Source organism: Anaerovibrio slackiae (assembly GCF_009695585.1).
Classification (GTDB): domain Bacteria; phylum Bacillota; class Negativicutes; order Selenomonadales; family Selenomonadaceae; genus Anaerovibrio; species Anaerovibrio slackiae.
This window is the reverse complement of sequence record NZ_VUNR01000005.1, coordinates 92084-108176: the sequence shown is the minus strand read 5'-3', so window position 1 is coordinate 108176 and position 16093 is coordinate 92084. Positions and strand designations below refer to the sequence as shown.

Below are 16093 nucleotides of genomic sequence, written 5' to 3'. Positions count from 1 at the left end.
AAAATGAAGGTAATAAATGCAACAACAATAGGTATTCTTATCTCTGCTCACATGGAAGGGGATGAAGTTAAATTCTTATCCTATGCTAATTTCATAGCAGAGGCATATGAGGAAGCGGGCGAAGAACGAAGTGCAAGAATTATCAGAAAAAGAATAGACGGTTCTTACAAAAACGAACCGCAAGTATGTTTAGATGGGACAGAGTTATAGACAACATGCAATAATAAAAAACAACCCTCCCTTTTCTCTTTTGCAGAGATTAGAGAGGGTTGATTAATGCATAATTACTCCCAAAAACAAGAAAAGCCCTCAAAAGAGGGTTCTTCTCAGTGAGCTTTCTTTTGTGCCGGTCGTGGCTCTACGACCCATCTTCTCAGTGAGCTTTCTTTATAACGTCGTGGCTCTACGACATTTCTTACCTTATCTTTGCCTATATAATATCACACAGTTATACTAAAAGCAAGTGTTTTAATGCTCCCCCTTTTTTATTGCTTCCATGCAATTACCGCGTGAAGCAGTGCTTTCAAGTTTAACCTTTCAGCTATGGGAAGAACCCTGCTTATTCGTTTGCTTATCGCTGGCTGACCTAAGTTCAACCGTTGACCGATATGTTCCTGGGTATATCCGTATGCAACCATGCACAGGATTTTCCAAGTGGTACTGGATACGCGGTGCCTTAGCTTCATAAGACAGCTATAGAGTTCCAAGTAATCATACTTGGCGAGTACGATGTCTTCCGGGCATCTCATGTTAGGAACGTACTCTATTAGTCTAGTATATTTACTGTCTTGCTTCCACTGGTCAAATGCCAATCTGCGTTGCAGGTCTACCAAGGAAATCTTGCCGGTATTATAGTCATCCATGAACTGGGCAATGGTATCTTTCATACTGCCACCGCCTTTTCTATGGTGCACATTTTGCCCTGGCTCTTGCCAAAGGCGTACATTGCACCAACCTTGTCTCCAAAGGACTGGCAACGCAGGACAATGCTTCCATCGTCTAGTTTGCGGTCACCTGTGTCCCTCTTGGAAGGCTCCTCTTTTTCTTCGATGAATCTTACATCATGGCTATGCTCTTTCAATAACTCAAAGAGCCTGTCTTTATCCTCTGTTTGAATGGTGAGGAGGTATAGCCACCCCTCATCATTCAAATCCACGAGAACACGGACAATCATTTGCCAGTGCTCCCAAAGCCACCGCGGTTCTTATACCCAAGCCTTGAAGTCTCAGCAAAATGCAATGCTGGCTGGTGCTTTACCACGCGGAACTGTGCAATCCTGGAACCGGCTTTGATGCGACCTTCACGCAATGCCCACGCAGGGAAATGCCACTGGTCATCATCGCCACAGTATGCTTCATCAATAATACCCATGGAGTTGGTCATGATAATACCATATCTCTTGAATGTGCTGGAACGCGGAAGCATGTGAGCTTCGTACCCCTTTGGAAGTTTCATTGCCACTCCCAGCGGTATCATGAGGGCATCCCCTGCATGATAATGGAAATCCTTTGCTGCCTTGAGGTCAATCCAATCACCATTTTGCTCAAGCTTGCAACGCTTATCGAAGTATTTCACTTCAACAATGGGAGCAATTGGCTTCACATCTTCAGCAACGAACCAATACTTGTCATCAATGCGGACCATGTTATTGCTTTCGATAGCAGTAACACACCCCTGCTTCCCTGCGAAATCTCCATTAGTAACCTCTACATAATCACCCAATTTCATCTAATACCAACTCCTTAAACATAGGTAAAGTCTCAATCCAATCACAGAACTCCTGCCACTCAGTGAGCCTGTGATTCCTGCGCTGCTTGTAAATGGTTTTCAACTGCTGATAATTGGTCACGCAGTCACGGTAAAGCATGAGCCCCTCCGGAAGCGATGCCTTTACCACGGACAATGGAATCCTGCCATCCTTGTACATCTGAACCAGCTGCTTGAATCTCGTTGCAATTATCTGGTCAGTAGCCGGGGCAAGCATTGTATTCAGATTGAACTCATCAACGCAATGCATGGTGGACTGACTGCTTACGCTCTCAACAAAATGGTAGGTATCAAGCTGCTGGTAGAAATACCGTGGAGCCTGTATCCTGAAGCTCACCATGATACCGCGAAGGAACTTATCGTGACCACTGCCGACAGGGGCATGACCAAGCTTCTTTCCCCTGCCCTCCGATGCTTTTAACGCATCAATATGCAAGCACATCGGAAGTCCAGCGGATGCGAGTGCTTCCTCAAGATTATATACGCCTAATGTCTTAATCATTCTCTTAACTTCCCTTCTATTCTTAACAAATATTTCGCTTTGCCCCTGGCTCTATCGTCTGCATAGCGCAGCAAATGGAAACCAGTGCTACCATCAAAATCTTTGAACGCTTCATCGAACACCGTGGATACAGAGGGGTATTTCCTCTGCAATTCCACGAGTTCCATAGCACGCTTTGACCACTCAGCATCACTGATTATATTGTTATCCATTTCATAATAGATAATGCTATGAATCATGATTTGTAGTCGCAGTGCTTTGATGCGTTCTTCAATCGTCTGCTTCAATGCTCACCACATCAGCATCGGGATTATCGAACCCAAGGTCTACCAAGCCACTTTCAACCTGGCTCACTGCCTGCTCCTTGGCTTCACTGGCGTTCTCCGCATACACGGAAACGTCACATGCTACATTTAATCCTAGGTTATAAACATGTCCCATCAAATCACCTCAATCACATTTGCTGTAGCCACAGTTACTGCATGTAAAGCATTTACCCTCTGGTCTAAGGGTATGCTTGCCACACTCAGGGCATACCAGGTAGCCATCATGCTCCACGGTAGATTCATCGTCCAGCATGGCTGTCATGGCATCTGCAATGGCATTACCGCAGCTCAGGGAAAGGGATTTTCCCTGCCTTCTAAGAGCCTGACATGCAGGACACTGATTCTCACGAAGCTCCTCGATTACAATGTCACGCTTGACACCAGCGCGTAGTAAAAGGGAAACCAGGCGAGTAATGGTATTAATGTTGGCCTGACAACCACCGCTGGCATTAGTGAATACCTCCATGAGGTCGCCTGTGTCTGACTTGTTCACCGTGACATACATGGAAGGAACACAGGCTGTCCGCTGTTTGAATGTGGAGCCATCAACGCGATAGGTACTGCCACGCTTCAGCGGTTCAACCATGTTATACATTGACTCAACTGGCTCATCCTTAGATACGCCAAGGATATTGCCACGCTTGCACCCATCACGGAACACGGTTATTCCCTTGAGCCCCTGCTCCCATGCAAACATGTAGATGTCACGAATATCTTCCCATGTTGCACTGTTAGGCAGGTTTACCGTGGAGCTGATGGAGTTGTCAACGTAATCCTGCATTACACCCTGGAGAGCCACACGCTCTTTCCATGGCACCTCATGAGACTCAATAACAAATGGGAACCGTGCCTTAATCTCGTCCACCGTGATTTTCTGAGGGTCAATCCCATGGAATTTCAGGAGGTCTTCCACGCCACGAGCATAGACAAAGAAGGTCTTTCCTTCGTCCTCAGTGGAATGGGAGGTTCTCTCGTATGCCACCTGATACATAGGCTCCACACCACCAGTGAACCGCCCGGCAAACAGGGAAATAGTGCCTGTTGGAGCGATGGAAATCAGTGAGCCATTACGGAGCCCATCCATTTCTATTTTATCCCTCATGTAAGGGAAAGCTTTGATTATCTGAGACTCGCAAATCTTCTCGAAATCATACTTTCTGAATGAGCCATAGTGATGAGCCAGGTCTGATGATGTTTCCAAGGCATAGAGCATGATGTGTTCCATGACATCAGAGACAAATTCAATTGACTCCTTGCTGCCATAACGTATACCCATAGCAACCAGTGCATCCGCAAGACCGAAGATACCAAGTCCTATGCTGCGCCAGTCATCAATGACCTTGCGATTCAGATCTAATGGCTGCATACCATAGCCATAAGTAAGGATTTCATCGAGTGCCTGAACAGCAATGTTTACGACAGTTCCCAAGCGTTCATAGTTCACATGCGCTTCGCGAGTGAACTTGTCATCAATCATGTTATAAAGATTGATGGAACCAAGGTTGCAGCTGTTACCACCTATACCATAATATTCTGCACCCTACGACACTATGTTTCCATAGCACACCTGGTATAACAGTGTTTGTCGTCTGGAGTACCGCACCATCCACATGGGATGTCCCCTCGCTTACTTCTCTCAAGCTGGCATTACCCTTGCTCCCTGTCACCCTCGGCTTTACGTTAGGGCTTCCAAGTTATTCAGAGGGGATTTTCATTTGCATGTTACCATGCAACGCCGCATACACTTTACGGATTGGATATATCAATCTGATACTCAGGATAACCACTGAGCAAGTGGTAGCTCCTTACCCTGTCGATGAAGATGCACCCTGGGTCTCCCCAGTCAGCATTGACCTTGCAGAATTCCTCAAAAAATTCAGCGGCATCAATGTCACGCTCAATGTTTTCATGCACGGATTCAAAGTGAAGATGGAATTTCTTATGGTCACGCACCGCCTCCATAAATTCATTAGTGAATTTAATACTGATGTTCATGGAAGCAAGTTTTTCGTTATTCTCCTTGACACGAAGGAACTCATAAATGTCAGGATGGTCACAGCGTAAACCAACCATCAAAGCTGCACGTCTTCCAGCCTGGCCAATAATTGAGCCTGTCGTATCAAAGAGATTCAGGAAGCTCACGGCACCCGTTGATGTTCTTGCACTATTGTTTACCAGTGCATCCTTCGGTCTCAAGTTATCCAATGCTATCCCACAGCCACCACCATAGCTACTGATGCGAGCAACCATTTTCGCTGTATCAAATATGGATTCGATGTTATCCTTTGGTGAAGGACAAATATAGCAGTTAGACGTACTCATCTTACGCTTTCCCTTGAGTCCTGCGCCAGCCAAGGTTCTCCCTGCTGGCAAGAAGTCAGCCTGACTAATGGCATACCTTATATCATCCTGCAAATCAGGGGAGAATATGGACACCACCCTGTCCAGCCACTGCTCTGGGGTTTCCCCTGGCTGTAAATACTTCTTCTCCATTATACCCATGGAGATTTCATTGTCATAAAACATGCGACTCCTCCTTAACACCATTGCCAGCAAAGCTATTCAATACCTTCAAGGTATCATCGTGGCTTTCATCAAGCATATCAAGTAACCTATTGAACCCAACCAACGCTTCATCCCTGGTATCAAACGGGATTTTAATTACGGCCTCGATGTTCTTCTTTTTCAGTTTTATCATGCTTTCATAGAACATACAATTCCTCCTCAGATTTCCATCGGGTCACAATCATCACAATTGCCACCACCAAGATACTCACATAACAAGCAACAATACTCTGCCTCCCACGCATCACACTTATTGATACAGTTCACGCATGGGGAATCATCGTCTTCCATTCGTCTCCCTCCCCGAACCTACGCACAACCACTTCTGTCCTCGGATGCTCGCGGTCAATTGCATAATCAATATACCGTGGGAGCGCATACCTATCATTGTCATACACCCTCGCGTGCTCAAGCATATCACAGAGGGCCTTGGAGCTATTGTTCACATCACGCTTCCTGCGGTCAGGAAAGTATGTCATGATTTCAAGAACAACCTTTTCACCAATAGTAGGCTGCCATCCCTGCTCAACTATTGCCAGCTTGGTAATCCTCTCTGCCTCATCGAACCAGTCCCTTGCCTTCTTAGTACGCACACGACCACCGTACTTGGTGGTCATGTACATACTGTTCACACTTGGAACCAGCGGTAAGACAAGATGAAGCCTGTCAGCCAAGGATTTCCTCTGCAACGCCGAAGCATACGGTTGAATTCAGCTGCTCCAAGAGCTCCTTGCGGACACCATCTTCCTCGGAATCCATCTTCTTGCCGGACAACGCCTTGTAGATTACAAGTGCCTCCAGCGGTTCAACTATCATGTGAATCTCTGCCTTTGTTGTTGCCTTCATACGTTTTCCTCCTCAATTAAGCTACGGATAATATTGAATGACATCTTGCCAATGATAAACGTTGCCTCGCCCAGGTCAACGTTGTAGAACTTAGCAATCTCTTTGACAAGCGCAAAGTGCAACGTTCCCAGGGTACGCAGGTTATCCTCGCAACCATCGTACTCAACCGAGACTTTTTCATCATCGTCAACACTGATAATAATCTTACTCATGTACATTCCTCCTTATGGCTGAATCAAAAGATTTGAATTACCGGCAACGATACCAGGGAGTTTACCGTCCCACTTTTCGAGCTTACGCTGTTCAACGATAAGCGGTGTCAGGCTCTGCTGGAGCTTTGCATTTGCATTGGCTGTACCTTCGGCTTCAATGATTTCAGCATCAGCCTTGCCCTTAGCTGCCACCCTTGCCTTCTCAGCTTCAACCTCAGCCTGTTCCTTTTCAACCTTTGCCTTTTCCAGTGCGTTCTGCGCATCTACCACAGCCTGAATTGCAGTCTTGGTCTGCTCATCAGGAACTACATCGGACAAATTGAAGGTCTCAATGATAATGCCGTACTGCTCAAGGGAACTACGGAACTTCCTGAGAATCTCCTCGTTAATCTGAGGCCGCTTATTGCCAACCAGCTCCATCAGAGAATACTGAGAGGTAACCTCGTTAATCGCCTGATACATCTCGTTCTTCATGTAGCCAGCCTCAATCGCGGAAGCCTTCTGACCTCTGAACTTCTCGAATACCGAAGGAAGCATTGCTTCATCCATGTGATAAGCGTAGGTCACGGATACATTTACCTGCTTGCCATCCTTGGTATTCACATTAATGCTGTTGTCAACCTGCTCACCGTCATCGTTAGACTTAGTATAGTACACAGTCTCGGTGCTTACAGGATACTCAATAACCTTCTTCCATGGCAATACCATGTGAAAGCCCTGCCCCAAGGTTTCCTCCTCAAGGCCACCATCCATATTGTAGACAACACCGGCGTACCCAGGATCCACCTTATATGAAGCCGTTGCCCCAAGACCGATGGCTAACATCATCGCCACTGCAATACCTGTCATTCCAATTTTTCCATTGTTACTCATGTTCTCGTCCTCCTTAACTTTGTCACCTTGATGTTCTCCGGCACTCCATCATCAGAGATGGAATCCATAAAACGCTTCTTTATATCCATGATACATCTGCCAAACCCCTTGGCGTAATTTACAACCAGGTAAACAAATGTACCAGCGATAACCATTACTGCAAATATGATAAAACTTCTTAACATATAAACACCCTCGTCTTGAAATCCTTGGGTACAGGCTCCGATGGGTCAACCACTTTACCTTTCCTGGCAAGCGATGCCCACCACGAATACTGCCTAGCCTTATCAAGGTCACTCCTGAGCTGTCCCTTGAACGGCGCACGCATCAGGTACTTGACGGTATTACCAATACAGAAGCCAACAAACATCTCCTTGCTCATGAGAGTCTGCATGAACTCAATAGGAGACTTGGCTATATAGTGCTTCTGAGATGTACTGTAGCCATTGTTGTCGTTCTCAATACCATTGTCATTTTCGATGCTGATATGGTGCTCCGCGAGAACCTTATTGATACTCTCTCTATCTTCATCATCCCAGAGTATCGGTACCTCACCAGTGATGTTCTCTATTTTACAACCATCATCACCTTCTCTGAACTTACACCTTTCGCCATTGTTTATACATTCAGAACTATTGAATGACTTACAGTGCGTATATACATTATCAAACAAATCAGCCATGATATCCCTCCTTAATCTTTGTCCACTTGGCAACATGAGTAATCTCGAAGTCACCCAAGAGCAAGCGTTGTAATATCTCACCCTGCTCATTGTTAATTACATTCCCTTTAAGGATTACGTTTACGAGGCCATGCTCCGTGATACAAAATACACCCTCGAACACATCTATCATGAAGAATTGCCCCAGCTCCAGGCCAAGCAAGTGCGCCACCTCACACATCTTGTTCATCAGTTGTCCTCCTCGATTGGCACATAATCGTATGCAACCTTTTCAACCCTGCGTACTTCCACTGGATAACTATCATCATATTCATTTTCCTGGCATTCAGTGGCTCCCTGAAACCAACTTATACTAAAGAACCTATCTTCTACCTGAAATATTGTCTCCTTTGATAAAAACCAACGTAATTCATCAACTACACGCTCATCAATAAACTCGCCGACTTCCCCCCAGCACATTTCCCTGATTTCTCTCTTGGTGAACTTTTCATGCGCATCAAATCTTCTCAGAAATTCCTCGTTAGTCATTTGTTCTTCCTCCTTACACCATGTAGTTCTTCTGGTAATATGGACACAACTCATTAACCTCGCAGAAGTCCTTGCATCTGCGGTCATTCCATCGCTCCACCGGCTTGCATACCTCCGGCACGACACCGCTCTCCACGGCATCCATGAGCTTCTTATACTTCATCTCGAAGTACCTCCGCACCCATCGGTCTGATATTGGATTGATGGGCACAAGGTATGTCGGCTGGGTAACTCCATAGCTTTTCGCTGTCTTATCCAGACCACCGCGGACAAACACCTGAACCATCATTTTCTCCACCGGATACCCATGCTTCCCCATGAGGATGCGGTAGTAATTCATCTGTAATGCTACGTCATGCACATGCCTCACGCCACCAGGTTCAAACTTCTGCTCCCAGCGTTCTTCGCCAGCGTGCTTTCCCCTGGTAACTGTACGCTTTACCCAGCGAGCCTTGTAGCCAAGTACCTGCGATACCTTGTAGGCTCCATAGTTCTTGAAGTCATACAGGGTTTTCGTTGTCGCATCGTAGGCATCGAAGGCTCCCGATGTAATGTCATCTTCCAAACGCTTCTCCATTATCCATCCATCGGGACAATTGTCTTCCATGATGGCGTGCATTGATGTGCCAATCATGGCTGCTATGCTACCGTGCGGATTCAGGTAGAAGTCATTCATAATCTGTAGGTACATGATGCGTGTCGGTGCTAAGAGCTGGGTAACACTTGGCTTACCGAACCAATGTGGTTGCGATGTAGCCTTGAGTGCAGGTAAGCTCATGCACTGATGGTCACACCCTGCAAAGCACTGCTCGAATGTAACCTTGTCCCCATTAGGACATTTAAAACCTATCGCTGGCATTATACTGTCTCTCCAATCTTTTCCATTAATCGTGAGGTATCAGGGTTGTACACCAGATTAAATATGATGTCACCACTTCTTACCTCGCGAGCCTTGATTATCTTGAACATCGTGTCGTACTTCACATGCTCACGGTCAATCGGTGATAAGCCAGGAACCTGCGCTGGTCTCCATATAGCAACCACGTAATCACCTGAATTGCCTATAGCACCTGAGCCCATGAGGTCAGTCTGCACCGGCTCTCTGAATTTTCCGCTGCCATCCTTTTGACTTCCCTTATTGAGCTGTGAAAGCATGAACAATGTCACGTTATTCTCTTTTGCGAAGGCTTTCATGTTCTTCGCTGTATTCTCCTGCCCTTCCAGCGTGTCAGTGCCCTGCATGTACTGGAAGTAATCCACGGCTACTATGTCAACCATAATATCGCGTGAGGCCAGGAGCTTGATGTAGTTTCCCATATCATCAAAGGATAAGTAGTTCTTGTCCACGATGAACAGGTATTTCTTCAGGGCATCCATGATTAGCTCATAGGTATCAGGACGCTCCTTGATATACTCGTATACCTTGAACTGCTGTATCTGCACAATCTTGGATATGAGGATTTTCATTATGTCTTCCACTGGCATCTCCAGTGAGAAGAACAGGACTTTCTTGTGGCACTTGATGCACCAGTGCAATATCCACTCGGCTAACATGGTAGTCTTGCCAGAACCACTGTACGCTCCAAGGATAACCACATTCTTCCTTGTGAACTGAATGGTATTGTCGATGTTATCAAAGCCAACTCCGAAGGTTTCCTCGACCTTCTTATGTTCCAGCCTCTGATACCCAACGTCCACTGTCATGATGTCCTTGATTTGTTCCTCGGCTGTATCCTGCTTGATATTGAATAACTCACGAACCAGAGCTACATCGCGCTCCCATACGTCAGCAAGATATTCAGCTATATCAGCACGAGTCAAAGGGTTCCTCACGGTACACATGAAAGCGACCACTTGCTTTTCCTGCATATCCCTGTCGGGCTCATTGGCTACAATCTGCTTTACACAGTACAAGTCCACGGATTCATACTTGCAATCGTTGGCTATATCCATGCCCTGGACAAGCATGTCGTTGAAGTCCTTTGCCCCATCAGGTATCACGGCTACTTTGACAACCGTGTCCGGTGCTTGCTTCATGAATAAGTCACGGGCTCTCAGAACAAACTTGCCAGCCTTGCCATCATTGTCAGGACACAGGACAACCTTGGCACCAATTGGCTTAATGACTTCCTTTATCTGCTCGATGTGAGCCTTGCCAACACTGATACCACAGTAGGCTACACAGCAGTTCTCCTGCTGGATTGCACTGATGGCATCCATGGCTCCCTCGCAAAGCATGAGAGTCTTCGTCTTGCGCAGGAACCGCTGTGCCTGTGGAAGGCCATACAAGAACTTACCCTTAACAAAGAGTCCATCTATATTCTTGCTGTTCTTGTACTTAGGCATCTGGTCAAAGTATCTATAGAGAAATGCCACACACCGGCCCCAGGTGTCGTACATGGGAATCGAAAGAGCCTGTAGCTTTTCGCTGTACCCAAGACCAAATGTCTTGATGGATTCATCGGTCAGCCCGCGCTTGTGCAGGTAATCAATGATGCGTGGGAGCTGTCTCTGCATACCCACTGCCCACCTTGCATTACGCTGGGTAATATCAAGCTGCTCCTTGTACTTCGGATCATCAATCTCAACACCGAAATCATCACAGAGGGTTTTGACTGCGGTGTCGAAGCATACGCTGTCACGCTCCATGACAAAGTTAATGATGTTGCCATGGGCTCCACAGGAGAAGCAATGGAATGTATTCTCCTGTGGAAAGATAGTGAATGACGTTGGGTTATCACCGTTATGAATAGGACATGCGCACCGATATGTCCCATCGCTATGCAATTGCGCCTCCGGAATATATTCCACCAGGCTTTTCCTTAGTAAGCTATTAACATTCATGTGTCATGTCCTCTCACAATTAATCCTCAGACCATACTTGAATAGACTTTGCAAGCATCTCACGTATGTCCTCCAGTGGTACATCAGATGTTTTCGATATGTCAACTATGACCTGACCAAGGAAGAACATGATAATAGATGGGGCACCATTAACTTCAACCTTTGTACCTGCTTCATCTGCTTCAATAAATATCTTTGCTCTTATATTGTCCATTATTCCAGTACCTCCACTTCTAGCATTTGCCTACCGTTAGCAAATGCCTCCTCTTTACTTTCACAATAAATATCTATGCGCCCTTTATACCCACCGCCAAACCTGTCATGAACGATGTATTCATGACCGTTAATGCGGACTCTTGTACCCAGCGGAAGGTCATCAGCGGCCACCGTAATTCCGGCAACCGCTTGCTCACCGCTCGCAGTGATTCCATCTGACTTTCCACATTCATCGTCAGAAGCTGTATACCATGATACATTTGCTATGTATCTTACAGTTGGTTTTACATCTTCTATAATGTCTTTGGGGCGACAAAAAGAAAGGTCACTGTAAACGTGCCCTGGTGCGGATGCGTTCACGCTTTGGCTCAGAACCAGAACCATCGTCATCATCAGCGTTCTGAGCTTCATGCCTTGCCTTCCTCGCTTTCCTGTGCTCCTCAGCCTCAGCCTGTGCCTTAGCCTTCACCATCTTATAGAAGTCTTTCAACTTCACCCTTGGAACCCCTATGAAATCTTTCATCGTGTACCTCCTAATAACTCAAGATAATCAGTAACATTACTATGAGTTATGTGTTTTACTTTGCTTCTCGTGTTCCACTCATCCGCCTGTTTAAACAGGTCTGCCATAGTAATCTTTCGCTTCCCGTCAAGGGAGCAAAGGTACTCATATAGCAGATTCAGAGTGGTCTCCTGTTGCTTCTTAAAGAAGCTGTAGACAGCAAAGAAGTTCTTCTTGGAGAAGTCACCTGTTATTCCAAGGAACTTCTTTGCCAGCCTGTGAGGCTTATTGCAGTCATCCCAGCTTTTCATCAGATTGGAACGTCCTCCTCATCGAGGCCAGGCTCTCTCACCGGCATCTCAATACCGAACTCACTGAAATCATCACTACCGCCGAACTCAATCAGTTTATCAACGACAATCTTGTTAATGTACAGATTCACACCGTTTGAGTCTTTGGTCATCCAATATGCCATCGGCATGAATGCAATGCGCAATTCAGAGTTATCACCAATGCTTACATCGTGTGGCAGTTTTGACTGGGTTGCTACATTGAATACAGGGATGAACTTCTGAACCAGCTCACCGGTATCCTTGTCGGTATAGAATGCTGCGGTCTGGAACTTGAAGTCCAGAGAGCCATCCTCGTTTACGGTATAGCCATTGCGCAGGTCATCACCGCTTCTCCATGTACGCCCCTCGAACTCAGACAGTTTCTTTGCTTCTGCCAAGGTATCATCACAGAACTTCTTCATGCGAGCCTCATCGTCCTTGTTCGGGAACCGCAGGGTTACAGTGTACTTCTTCTTACCCTCGTATTCATCGTACCTGGAGTTTACTTTTACCCACTTGGCTAATCCCTTCGGAGTAACCTTGTTGTCAAACGACTTCTTGATAATCTTTGCCATGATATGACCTCCTAAAAAATTTTTAAAAAACTGCTTTTCACCCTTGACAAACTGTGCTATAATGTATCTATAGAAGTTTACCTCAGTGACTACATATATGATACAACATGTCATAAGTGTAGTCAAGGAAAGGAGTGAAATTTTTATGAGAAAAATTAGAGAACTTCGTGAAGCCCAGGGACTGTCCCAGAGAGACCTTGCTTACAGGGTTGGCGTGTCTCTCCCAGCCATCCAGAGGTTGGAAAATGGAGAAGGTGACCCAAAGTGGTCTACTATCGAGAAGACTGCAAATGAACTCAAGGTTTCCGTTGACCATATGATGGGAAGAAATGTTGAGTCCCTGCATTTAGCGAAACGTTTCTCCAAAGAAGAGCTTGACCTCATGGTCAAATTCCTTGAGGACATGCGGAGCCTATATACTCCTGGAACTTAGCTGGGAAAATATAGTAGCTCCACCGGTTATCATTCTTGTACGCTGTGCCAAATGGGAAAGCCCCTCGTTGCAATCCTGCCCGGAGAAACGATGGACTCACTCCCATTTGGTGAGCGGCATAGTCTATTGAAATCTTCATATTTACACCTCCTTTCGCCCTGTTGACTATATACATGATACATTATATTACATGTATGGTCAAGGATAACCATGAAAAATTTTTAGATTTTTTGGGAGGCGATTAATCATGAGATTACCTAATGGATACGGAAGTGTCTATAAGCTCTCAGGCAAGCGCAGGAAGCCGTGGATAGTTGTGGTATCGCATGGCATCAACGCAGAAGGCAAGGTGGACAGGGAACCTATAGGCTACTATAGGACACGCCAGGAAGGATTGGATGCCCTCGCTATATACCACCGTGAACCACAGTATCTTGCTGGCAACAAGAAGACATTCGGCGAAGTAGTTCAGGAGTTCCTGGATTACAAGGCATCTTCAAAGGATATCTCAGCATCATATAAGGCATCGCTCAGAAAACTAACTCCATTACACAGGCACAAGTTTAAACATGTGACAGCACATGATTTGCAATTGATAATGGATAGCACTACTCCATCGGTATCCCAGGTTTTAAAGGCAGCAATCAAAGGGCTATACAAGTTTGCCATGATGAATAGCTATACCTCAACAAACCTTGCGGATGCCTTAACTCCCCAGGCTGTAGACAAGTCAACATTGCATTACCCGTTCTCTCCAGAAGAAATACATGAACTATGGCAACACGAAGGAGGCTTTACAGCTGACATGGCTCTGATACTGATATTCACCGGAATGAGAATTGGCGAATTGCTTACCCTTAAAAACTCTAACATACATGAGGACTATATGATTGGTGGTATTAAAACGAAAGCTGGGAAGGACAGGGTTATCCCTATTCATGATGCCATAAAGCCAATAATCCAGAGATACCAGAGCGATAAGGAACTTTTCGTTAGTATGTCAACGTCAAATTTTAGGGAGCACCGCTGGAAGAATAGCGGAATACCATGTCTCCAAAAGCATACACCGCATGACGGAAGACATACATGCGAGACCATGCTGAACAACGCTAACGTGAACAAGGTTATCATTCAAAGAATAATCGGTCATGCAGGGAGTGACGTAGATGATTCAGTATACACGCATAAGACCAAAGAGCAACTTATTGAAGCTATTAATGTGCTACCGACCTACAAATAGTGTTAGTAGTATGCTAGTAGTAAGTTAGCAACGAACCAAATTTTACCTAATCTTATCCAATCTAAAACCCTTGATACATCTGGACTCTATAGATGTATCAAGGGTTTATTCTATATACTGAGTGAAAACAAAACTGAAAACTCCCCTATAGGAGAAGAAGAAGAAAAGAAAAGATATACTACCCACGTTACTACAGTGACAGATCAGGCAGAAAAGAAAAATATAAACAACGGCAGCAGTAATAGCAATTGCCATAGCATTGGCAATAATACTGCTAACCCTAAAGTGCCTATGACAGTCAATGAATTCTGTCAGAACAGCGGGGATTACCAGCTCTGCCAGGATGCCTACATGGACTACTTCAAACGAGAGCCCCCTTCTGCGGACAAGGTGAAGCTGCTCCGCTTCCTGGCTGAATACGGCACGGATAGCACCTTGAAGGCCATGGATGTCATGATGCGGAACAAGGCCGAGTCATTGAATTATTGCGAAGGGGTGTTGCGGCGCATGCAGTGGCAGCTGGACAAGGCTGCCACCAGGCGGCCTGCTCCCCGTCCCCACAGCGATTGGCAGGGCTGGAATATGGCGTAAAAAAAATTTTTTAAAAAAAGACTTGACGGTGACATGTCATGGACGTACTATATGGGTGCAGGGAACAACGGCACCTGATAAAAGCAATATATTTCCCATACCCCCTAACTTTTCCATGTATATTGCTTGTTGATTTTATAATCATTTGTCATATGCACCTGTTCCCTGAAAAAATTATTTTTCGTGAAAGGAGATGTTTTCATGAGCACACTGATGGACAACCATTCCACCCTCAAGCTGAAGCTGGAGACCGGCACTAATGCCAAGGGGGATGCCACCTGCTCTACCAAGAGCTTTGGCGGCATCAATCCCGGGCTCACCGATGATGAGCTTCTGGGCATTGCCGACGGTCTGGCAGGACTGCAGAGCCATGCCCTGGCAGAGGTAGACCGGGTTGACACCTCTGTCCTCTCCGCATAACCTGCGAAGGGGCAAAACTATGTATCGATTGCGTGACTGACGAAAGGAGTGATTTTTATGGCAGCAACACTGCATCTGGTGTTCAGCAAGGGCACCGGTTCCAAGACTATTACCATCAGCGATCCAAATCCGAACCTCACCAAGGCTCAGGCCTATGAGGCAATGCAGGCGATTGTGGACAAGAAGGCTGTCCTGGTCAAGGACGTGCCTGTGGATGGTATCAAGAAGGCGTATTACAGCGATGTCATCGTGACTGAGCTGGAAGATGCCGCAGCCTGACCACATACAGAGGCTTATTAACTTTTGAGTTTGTTGAGACATGAAAGGAGGAACTATCTATGGCAATTCGTGAAACCAAGTCTTCTGCCTTGAAGCTGGCACTGATTACCGGCACCGATAACGAGGGTGACCACATCCTTTTGTACAAGACCATCAACGGCTTTGATACCGCTATCTCTGATGCTGACATGAAAAGCATCGGGGACAAGCTGGCCGGTCTGTACAATTATCCCAATGAGGATGTGCTCCGTATTGACACCCACGTTTTGAAGAAGGCCGCATAACCCATGACATAGGGCGGCACTGCTTCAAGTGGCTCTTGAGCATTAAGAGCCTTTAACCCCTTTAGCTACTAACTTT

At 45.9% G+C, this 16093-nt stretch carries 31 protein-coding genes; 7 read left to right on the top strand and 24 right to left on the bottom strand.

What is annotated here, in order from left to right; all coding sequences use genetic code 11:
• The first annotated feature begins 3 nt into the window (after nucleotides 1-3).
• Complete coding sequence (locus FYJ84_RS04135) at nucleotides 4-210, top strand: hypothetical protein (protein ID WP_154406334.1); 207 nt, start codon at nucleotides 4-6, stop codon at nucleotides 208-210.
• Between the two features lie 275 nt (nucleotides 211-485).
• Here FYJ84_RS04135 and FYJ84_RS04130 read toward each other — a convergent pair whose 3' ends face one another.
• From FYJ84_RS04130 to FYJ84_RS04020, 24 genes are all read right to left on the bottom strand, one after another.
• The gene (locus tag FYJ84_RS04130; RefSeq protein WP_154406333.1) at nucleotides 486-887 is read right to left on the bottom strand and encodes an RNA polymerase sigma factor; all 402 of its coding nucleotides are present in this window, start codon (nucleotides 885-887) and stop codon (nucleotides 486-488) included.
• On the bottom strand, nucleotides 884-1174 hold the full coding sequence (locus FYJ84_RS04125) for a hypothetical protein (RefSeq protein ID WP_154406332.1): 291 nt from the start codon (nucleotides 1172-1174) through the stop codon (nucleotides 884-886). The genes FYJ84_RS04130 and FYJ84_RS04125 overlap by 4 nt, the downstream gene beginning before the upstream one ends.
• On the bottom strand, nucleotides 1171-1728 hold the full coding sequence (locus FYJ84_RS04120) for a dUTP diphosphatase (RefSeq protein ID WP_328596326.1): 558 nt from the start codon (nucleotides 1726-1728) through the stop codon (nucleotides 1171-1173). Before FYJ84_RS04120 ends, FYJ84_RS04125 begins: the two co-directional genes overlap by 4 nt.
• Nucleotides 1715-2269, bottom strand: a complete 555-nt coding sequence (locus FYJ84_RS04115) for a hypothetical protein (RefSeq protein WP_154406331.1) — start codon at nucleotides 2267-2269, stop codon at nucleotides 1715-1717. Before FYJ84_RS04115 ends, FYJ84_RS04120 begins: the two co-directional genes overlap by 14 nt.
• Complete coding sequence (locus FYJ84_RS04110) at nucleotides 2266-2556, bottom strand: DNA ligase LigA-related protein (RefSeq protein ID WP_154406330.1); 291 nt, start codon at nucleotides 2554-2556, stop codon at nucleotides 2266-2268. The genes FYJ84_RS04115 and FYJ84_RS04110 overlap by 4 nt, the downstream gene beginning before the upstream one ends.
• Nucleotides 2540-2662: a hypothetical protein gene (locus tag FYJ84_RS14780; RefSeq protein ID WP_268878683.1), complete on the bottom strand. Its 123-nt coding sequence runs from the start codon at nucleotides 2660-2662 to the stop codon at nucleotides 2540-2542. The genes FYJ84_RS04110 and FYJ84_RS14780 overlap by 17 nt, the downstream gene beginning before the upstream one ends.
• A 57-nt stretch (nucleotides 2663-2719) precedes the next feature.
• Entirely contained in the window at nucleotides 2720-4072 is a 1353-nt protein-coding gene (locus FYJ84_RS14880; RefSeq protein ID WP_154406329.1) for a TSCPD domain-containing protein, read from the bottom strand.
• A 269-nt stretch (nucleotides 4073-4341) separates the two neighbouring features.
• Nucleotides 4342-5121: a hypothetical protein gene (locus FYJ84_RS04100; protein WP_154406328.1), complete on the bottom strand. Its 780-nt coding sequence runs from the start codon at nucleotides 5119-5121 to the stop codon at nucleotides 4342-4344.
• The gene (locus FYJ84_RS04095) at nucleotides 5111-5308 is read right to left on the bottom strand and encodes a hypothetical protein (RefSeq protein WP_154406327.1); all 198 of its coding nucleotides are present in this window, start codon (nucleotides 5306-5308) and stop codon (nucleotides 5111-5113) included. Before FYJ84_RS04095 ends, FYJ84_RS04100 begins: the two co-directional genes overlap by 11 nt.
• A gap of 115 nt (nucleotides 5309-5423) precedes the next feature.
• The gene (locus tag FYJ84_RS04090) at nucleotides 5424-5792 is read right to left on the bottom strand and encodes a RusA family crossover junction endodeoxyribonuclease (protein ID WP_328596325.1); all 369 of its coding nucleotides are present in this window, start codon (nucleotides 5790-5792) and stop codon (nucleotides 5424-5426) included.
• A gap of 34 nt (nucleotides 5793-5826) precedes the next feature.
• Nucleotides 5827-6006, bottom strand: coding sequence for a hypothetical protein (locus FYJ84_RS04085; RefSeq protein ID WP_154406325.1), 180 nt, complete (start codon nucleotides 6004-6006; stop codon nucleotides 5827-5829).
• Nucleotides 6003-6218, bottom strand: a complete 216-nt coding sequence (locus tag FYJ84_RS04080) for a hypothetical protein (RefSeq protein ID WP_154406324.1) — start codon at nucleotides 6216-6218, stop codon at nucleotides 6003-6005. The genes FYJ84_RS04085 and FYJ84_RS04080 overlap by 4 nt, the downstream gene beginning before the upstream one ends.
• A gap of 12 nt (nucleotides 6219-6230) precedes the next feature.
• Nucleotides 6231-7091, bottom strand: coding sequence for a prohibitin family protein (locus FYJ84_RS04075; protein WP_154406323.1), 861 nt, complete (start codon nucleotides 7089-7091; stop codon nucleotides 6231-6233).
• Complete coding sequence (locus FYJ84_RS04070) at nucleotides 7088-7276, bottom strand: hypothetical protein (protein WP_154406322.1); 189 nt, start codon at nucleotides 7274-7276, stop codon at nucleotides 7088-7090. Before FYJ84_RS04070 ends, FYJ84_RS04075 begins: the two co-directional genes overlap by 4 nt.
• Nucleotides 7270-7773 (bottom strand): DUF3310 domain-containing protein, encoded by a 504-nt coding sequence (locus FYJ84_RS04065; protein ID WP_154406321.1) that lies wholly within the window; start codon nucleotides 7771-7773, stop codon nucleotides 7270-7272. Before FYJ84_RS04065 ends, FYJ84_RS04070 begins: the two co-directional genes overlap by 7 nt.
• Complete coding sequence (locus tag FYJ84_RS04060) at nucleotides 7766-8002, bottom strand: hypothetical protein (protein WP_154406320.1); 237 nt, start codon at nucleotides 8000-8002, stop codon at nucleotides 7766-7768. Before FYJ84_RS04060 ends, FYJ84_RS04065 begins: the two co-directional genes overlap by 8 nt.
• Entirely contained in the window at nucleotides 8002-8301 is a 300-nt protein-coding gene (locus FYJ84_RS04055; protein WP_154406319.1) for a hypothetical protein, read from the bottom strand. The genes FYJ84_RS04060 and FYJ84_RS04055 overlap by 1 nt, the downstream gene beginning before the upstream one ends.
• A gap of 13 nt (nucleotides 8302-8314) precedes the next feature.
• On the bottom strand, nucleotides 8315-9160 hold the full coding sequence (locus tag FYJ84_RS04050) for a hypothetical protein (protein ID WP_154406318.1): 846 nt from the start codon (nucleotides 9158-9160) through the stop codon (nucleotides 8315-8317).
• Nucleotides 9160-11145: a DnaB-like helicase C-terminal domain-containing protein gene (locus FYJ84_RS04045; protein WP_154406317.1), complete on the bottom strand. Its 1986-nt coding sequence runs from the start codon at nucleotides 11143-11145 to the stop codon at nucleotides 9160-9162. The genes FYJ84_RS04050 and FYJ84_RS04045 overlap by 1 nt, the downstream gene beginning before the upstream one ends.
• Nucleotides 11146-11164: 19 nt before the next feature.
• A complete protein-coding gene (locus FYJ84_RS04040; protein WP_154406316.1) occupies nucleotides 11165-11359 on the bottom strand; it encodes a hypothetical protein in 195 nt (64 codons plus the stop codon).
• Nucleotides 11359-11772, bottom strand: coding sequence for a 3D domain-containing protein (locus FYJ84_RS04035; RefSeq protein WP_154406315.1), 414 nt, complete (start codon nucleotides 11770-11772; stop codon nucleotides 11359-11361). Before FYJ84_RS04035 ends, FYJ84_RS04040 begins: the two co-directional genes overlap by 1 nt.
• On the bottom strand, nucleotides 11687-11884 hold the full coding sequence (locus FYJ84_RS04030; RefSeq protein WP_154406314.1) for a hypothetical protein: 198 nt from the start codon (nucleotides 11882-11884) through the stop codon (nucleotides 11687-11689). Before FYJ84_RS04030 ends, FYJ84_RS04035 begins: the two co-directional genes overlap by 86 nt.
• Complete coding sequence (locus FYJ84_RS04025) at nucleotides 11881-12174, bottom strand: hypothetical protein (RefSeq protein ID WP_154406313.1); 294 nt, start codon at nucleotides 12172-12174, stop codon at nucleotides 11881-11883. The genes FYJ84_RS04030 and FYJ84_RS04025 overlap by 4 nt, the downstream gene beginning before the upstream one ends.
• Entirely contained in the window at nucleotides 12174-12770 is a 597-nt protein-coding gene (locus FYJ84_RS04020; protein ID WP_154406312.1) for a hypothetical protein, read from the bottom strand. The genes FYJ84_RS04025 and FYJ84_RS04020 overlap by 1 nt, the downstream gene beginning before the upstream one ends.
• Before the next feature lie 145 nt (nucleotides 12771-12915).
• On the opposite strand from FYJ84_RS04020, the gene FYJ84_RS04015 reads away from it, so the two are divergent.
• From FYJ84_RS04015 to FYJ84_RS03990, 6 genes are all read left to right on the top strand, one after another.
• Complete coding sequence (locus FYJ84_RS04015; protein ID WP_205764094.1) at nucleotides 12916-13203, top strand: helix-turn-helix domain-containing protein; 288 nt, start codon at nucleotides 12916-12918, stop codon at nucleotides 13201-13203.
• 247 nt (nucleotides 13204-13450) lie between these two features.
• On the top strand, nucleotides 13451-14443 hold the full coding sequence (locus FYJ84_RS04010; protein ID WP_154406310.1) for a tyrosine-type recombinase/integrase: 993 nt from the start codon (nucleotides 13451-13453) through the stop codon (nucleotides 14441-14443).
• A gap of 291 nt (nucleotides 14444-14734) precedes the next feature.
• On the top strand, nucleotides 14735-15034 hold the full coding sequence (locus FYJ84_RS04005; protein ID WP_154406309.1) for a hypothetical protein: 300 nt from the start codon (nucleotides 14735-14737) through the stop codon (nucleotides 15032-15034).
• Between the two features lie 201 nt (nucleotides 15035-15235).
• Entirely contained in the window at nucleotides 15236-15454 is a 219-nt protein-coding gene (locus FYJ84_RS04000) for a DUF1659 domain-containing protein (RefSeq protein WP_154406308.1), read from the top strand.
• Nucleotides 15455-15511: 57 nt separating this feature from the next.
• Nucleotides 15512-15733, top strand: coding sequence for a DUF2922 domain-containing protein (locus FYJ84_RS03995; RefSeq protein WP_154406307.1), 222 nt, complete (start codon nucleotides 15512-15514; stop codon nucleotides 15731-15733).
• Between the two features lie 59 nt (nucleotides 15734-15792).
• The gene (locus tag FYJ84_RS03990) at nucleotides 15793-16017 is read left to right on the top strand and encodes a DUF1659 domain-containing protein (protein WP_154406306.1); all 225 of its coding nucleotides are present in this window, start codon (nucleotides 15793-15795) and stop codon (nucleotides 16015-16017) included.
• The last annotated feature ends 76 nt before the right edge of the window (nucleotides 16018-16093 follow it).

What these genes read in the sequence shown, in the direction of transcription:
- FYJ84_RS04055 (WP_154406319.1), bottom strand. Translation starts at nt 8,301, where the DNA reads ATGACTAACGAGGAATTTCTGAGAAGATTTGATGCGCATGAAAAGTTC.
- FYJ84_RS04035 (WP_154406315.1), bottom strand. Translation starts at nt 11,772, where the DNA reads ATGAAGCTCAGAACGCTGATGATGACGATGGTTCTGGTTCTGAGCCAA.
- FYJ84_RS04020 (WP_154406312.1), bottom strand. Translation starts at nt 12,770, where the DNA reads ATGGCAAAGATTATCAAGAAGTCGTTTGACAACAAGGTTACTCCGAAG.
- FYJ84_RS04125 (WP_154406332.1), bottom strand. Translation starts at nt 1,174, where the DNA reads ATGATTGTCCGTGTTCTCGTGGATTTGAATGATGAGGGGTGGCTATAC.
- FYJ84_RS04085 (WP_154406325.1), bottom strand. Translation starts at nt 6,006, where the DNA reads ATGAAGGCAACAACAAAGGCAGAGATTCACATGATAGTTGAACCGCTG.
- FYJ84_RS04135 (WP_154406334.1), top strand. Translation starts at nt 4, where the DNA reads ATGAAGGTAATAAATGCAACAACAATAGGTATTCTTATCTCTGCTCAC.
- FYJ84_RS04030 (WP_154406314.1), bottom strand. Translation starts at nt 11,884, where the DNA reads ATGAAAGATTTCATAGGGGTTCCAAGGGTGAAGTTGAAAGACTTCTAT.
- FYJ84_RS04065 (WP_154406321.1), bottom strand. Translation starts at nt 7,773, where the DNA reads ATGGCTGATTTGTTTGATAATGTATATACGCACTGTAAGTCATTCAAT.
- FYJ84_RS04080 (WP_154406324.1), bottom strand. Translation starts at nt 6,218, where the DNA reads ATGAGTAAGATTATTATCAGTGTTGACGATGATGAAAAAGTCTCGGTT.
- FYJ84_RS04025 (WP_154406313.1), bottom strand. Translation starts at nt 12,174, where the DNA reads ATGAAAAGCTGGGATGACTGCAATAAGCCTCACAGGCTGGCAAAGAAG.
- FYJ84_RS03995 (WP_154406307.1), top strand. Translation starts at nt 15,512, where the DNA reads ATGGCAGCAACACTGCATCTGGTGTTCAGCAAGGGCACCGGTTCCAAG.
- FYJ84_RS04005 (WP_154406309.1), top strand. Translation starts at nt 14,735, where the DNA reads ATGACAGTCAATGAATTCTGTCAGAACAGCGGGGATTACCAGCTCTGC.
- FYJ84_RS04060 (WP_154406320.1), bottom strand. Translation starts at nt 8,002, where the DNA reads ATGAACAAGATGTGTGAGGTGGCGCACTTGCTTGGCCTGGAGCTGGGG.
- FYJ84_RS04070 (WP_154406322.1), bottom strand. Translation starts at nt 7,276, where the DNA reads ATGTTAAGAAGTTTTATCATATTTGCAGTAATGGTTATCGCTGGTACA.
- FYJ84_RS04000 (WP_154406308.1), top strand. Translation starts at nt 15,236, where the DNA reads ATGAGCACACTGATGGACAACCATTCCACCCTCAAGCTGAAGCTGGAG.
- FYJ84_RS04045 (WP_154406317.1), bottom strand. Translation starts at nt 11,145, where the DNA reads ATGAATGTTAATAGCTTACTAAGGAAAAGCCTGGTGGAATATATTCCG.
- FYJ84_RS04120 (WP_328596326.1), bottom strand. Translation starts at nt 1,728, where the DNA reads ATGAAATTGGGTGATTATGTAGAGGTTACTAATGGAGATTTCGCAGGG.
- FYJ84_RS04050 (WP_154406318.1), bottom strand. Translation starts at nt 9,160, where the DNA reads ATGCCAGCGATAGGTTTTAAATGTCCTAATGGGGACAAGGTTACATTC.
- FYJ84_RS04130 (WP_154406333.1), bottom strand. Translation starts at nt 887, where the DNA reads ATGAAAGATACCATTGCCCAGTTCATGGATGACTATAATACCGGCAAG.
- FYJ84_RS04075 (WP_154406323.1), bottom strand. Translation starts at nt 7,091, where the DNA reads ATGAGTAACAATGGAAAAATTGGAATGACAGGTATTGCAGTGGCGATG.
- FYJ84_RS03990 (WP_154406306.1), top strand. Translation starts at nt 15,793, where the DNA reads ATGGCAATTCGTGAAACCAAGTCTTCTGCCTTGAAGCTGGCACTGATT.
- FYJ84_RS04010 (WP_154406310.1), top strand. Translation starts at nt 13,451, where the DNA reads ATGAGATTACCTAATGGATACGGAAGTGTCTATAAGCTCTCAGGCAAG.
- FYJ84_RS04100 (WP_154406328.1), bottom strand. Translation starts at nt 5,121, where the DNA reads ATGTTTTATGACAATGAAATCTCCATGGGTATAATGGAGAAGAAGTAT.
- FYJ84_RS04095 (WP_154406327.1), bottom strand. Translation starts at nt 5,308, where the DNA reads ATGTTCTATGAAAGCATGATAAAACTGAAAAAGAAGAACATCGAGGCC.
- FYJ84_RS14880 (WP_154406329.1), bottom strand. Translation starts at nt 4,072, where the DNA reads ATGATTGATGACAAGTTCACTCGCGAAGCGCATGTGAACTATGAACGC.
- FYJ84_RS04015 (WP_205764094.1), top strand. Translation starts at nt 12,916, where the DNA reads ATGAGAAAAATTAGAGAACTTCGTGAAGCCCAGGGACTGTCCCAGAGA.
- FYJ84_RS04040 (WP_154406316.1), bottom strand. Translation starts at nt 11,359, where the DNA reads ATGGACAATATAAGAGCAAAGATATTTATTGAAGCAGATGAAGCAGGT.
- FYJ84_RS04115 (WP_154406331.1), bottom strand. Translation starts at nt 2,269, where the DNA reads ATGATTAAGACATTAGGCGTATATAATCTTGAGGAAGCACTCGCATCC.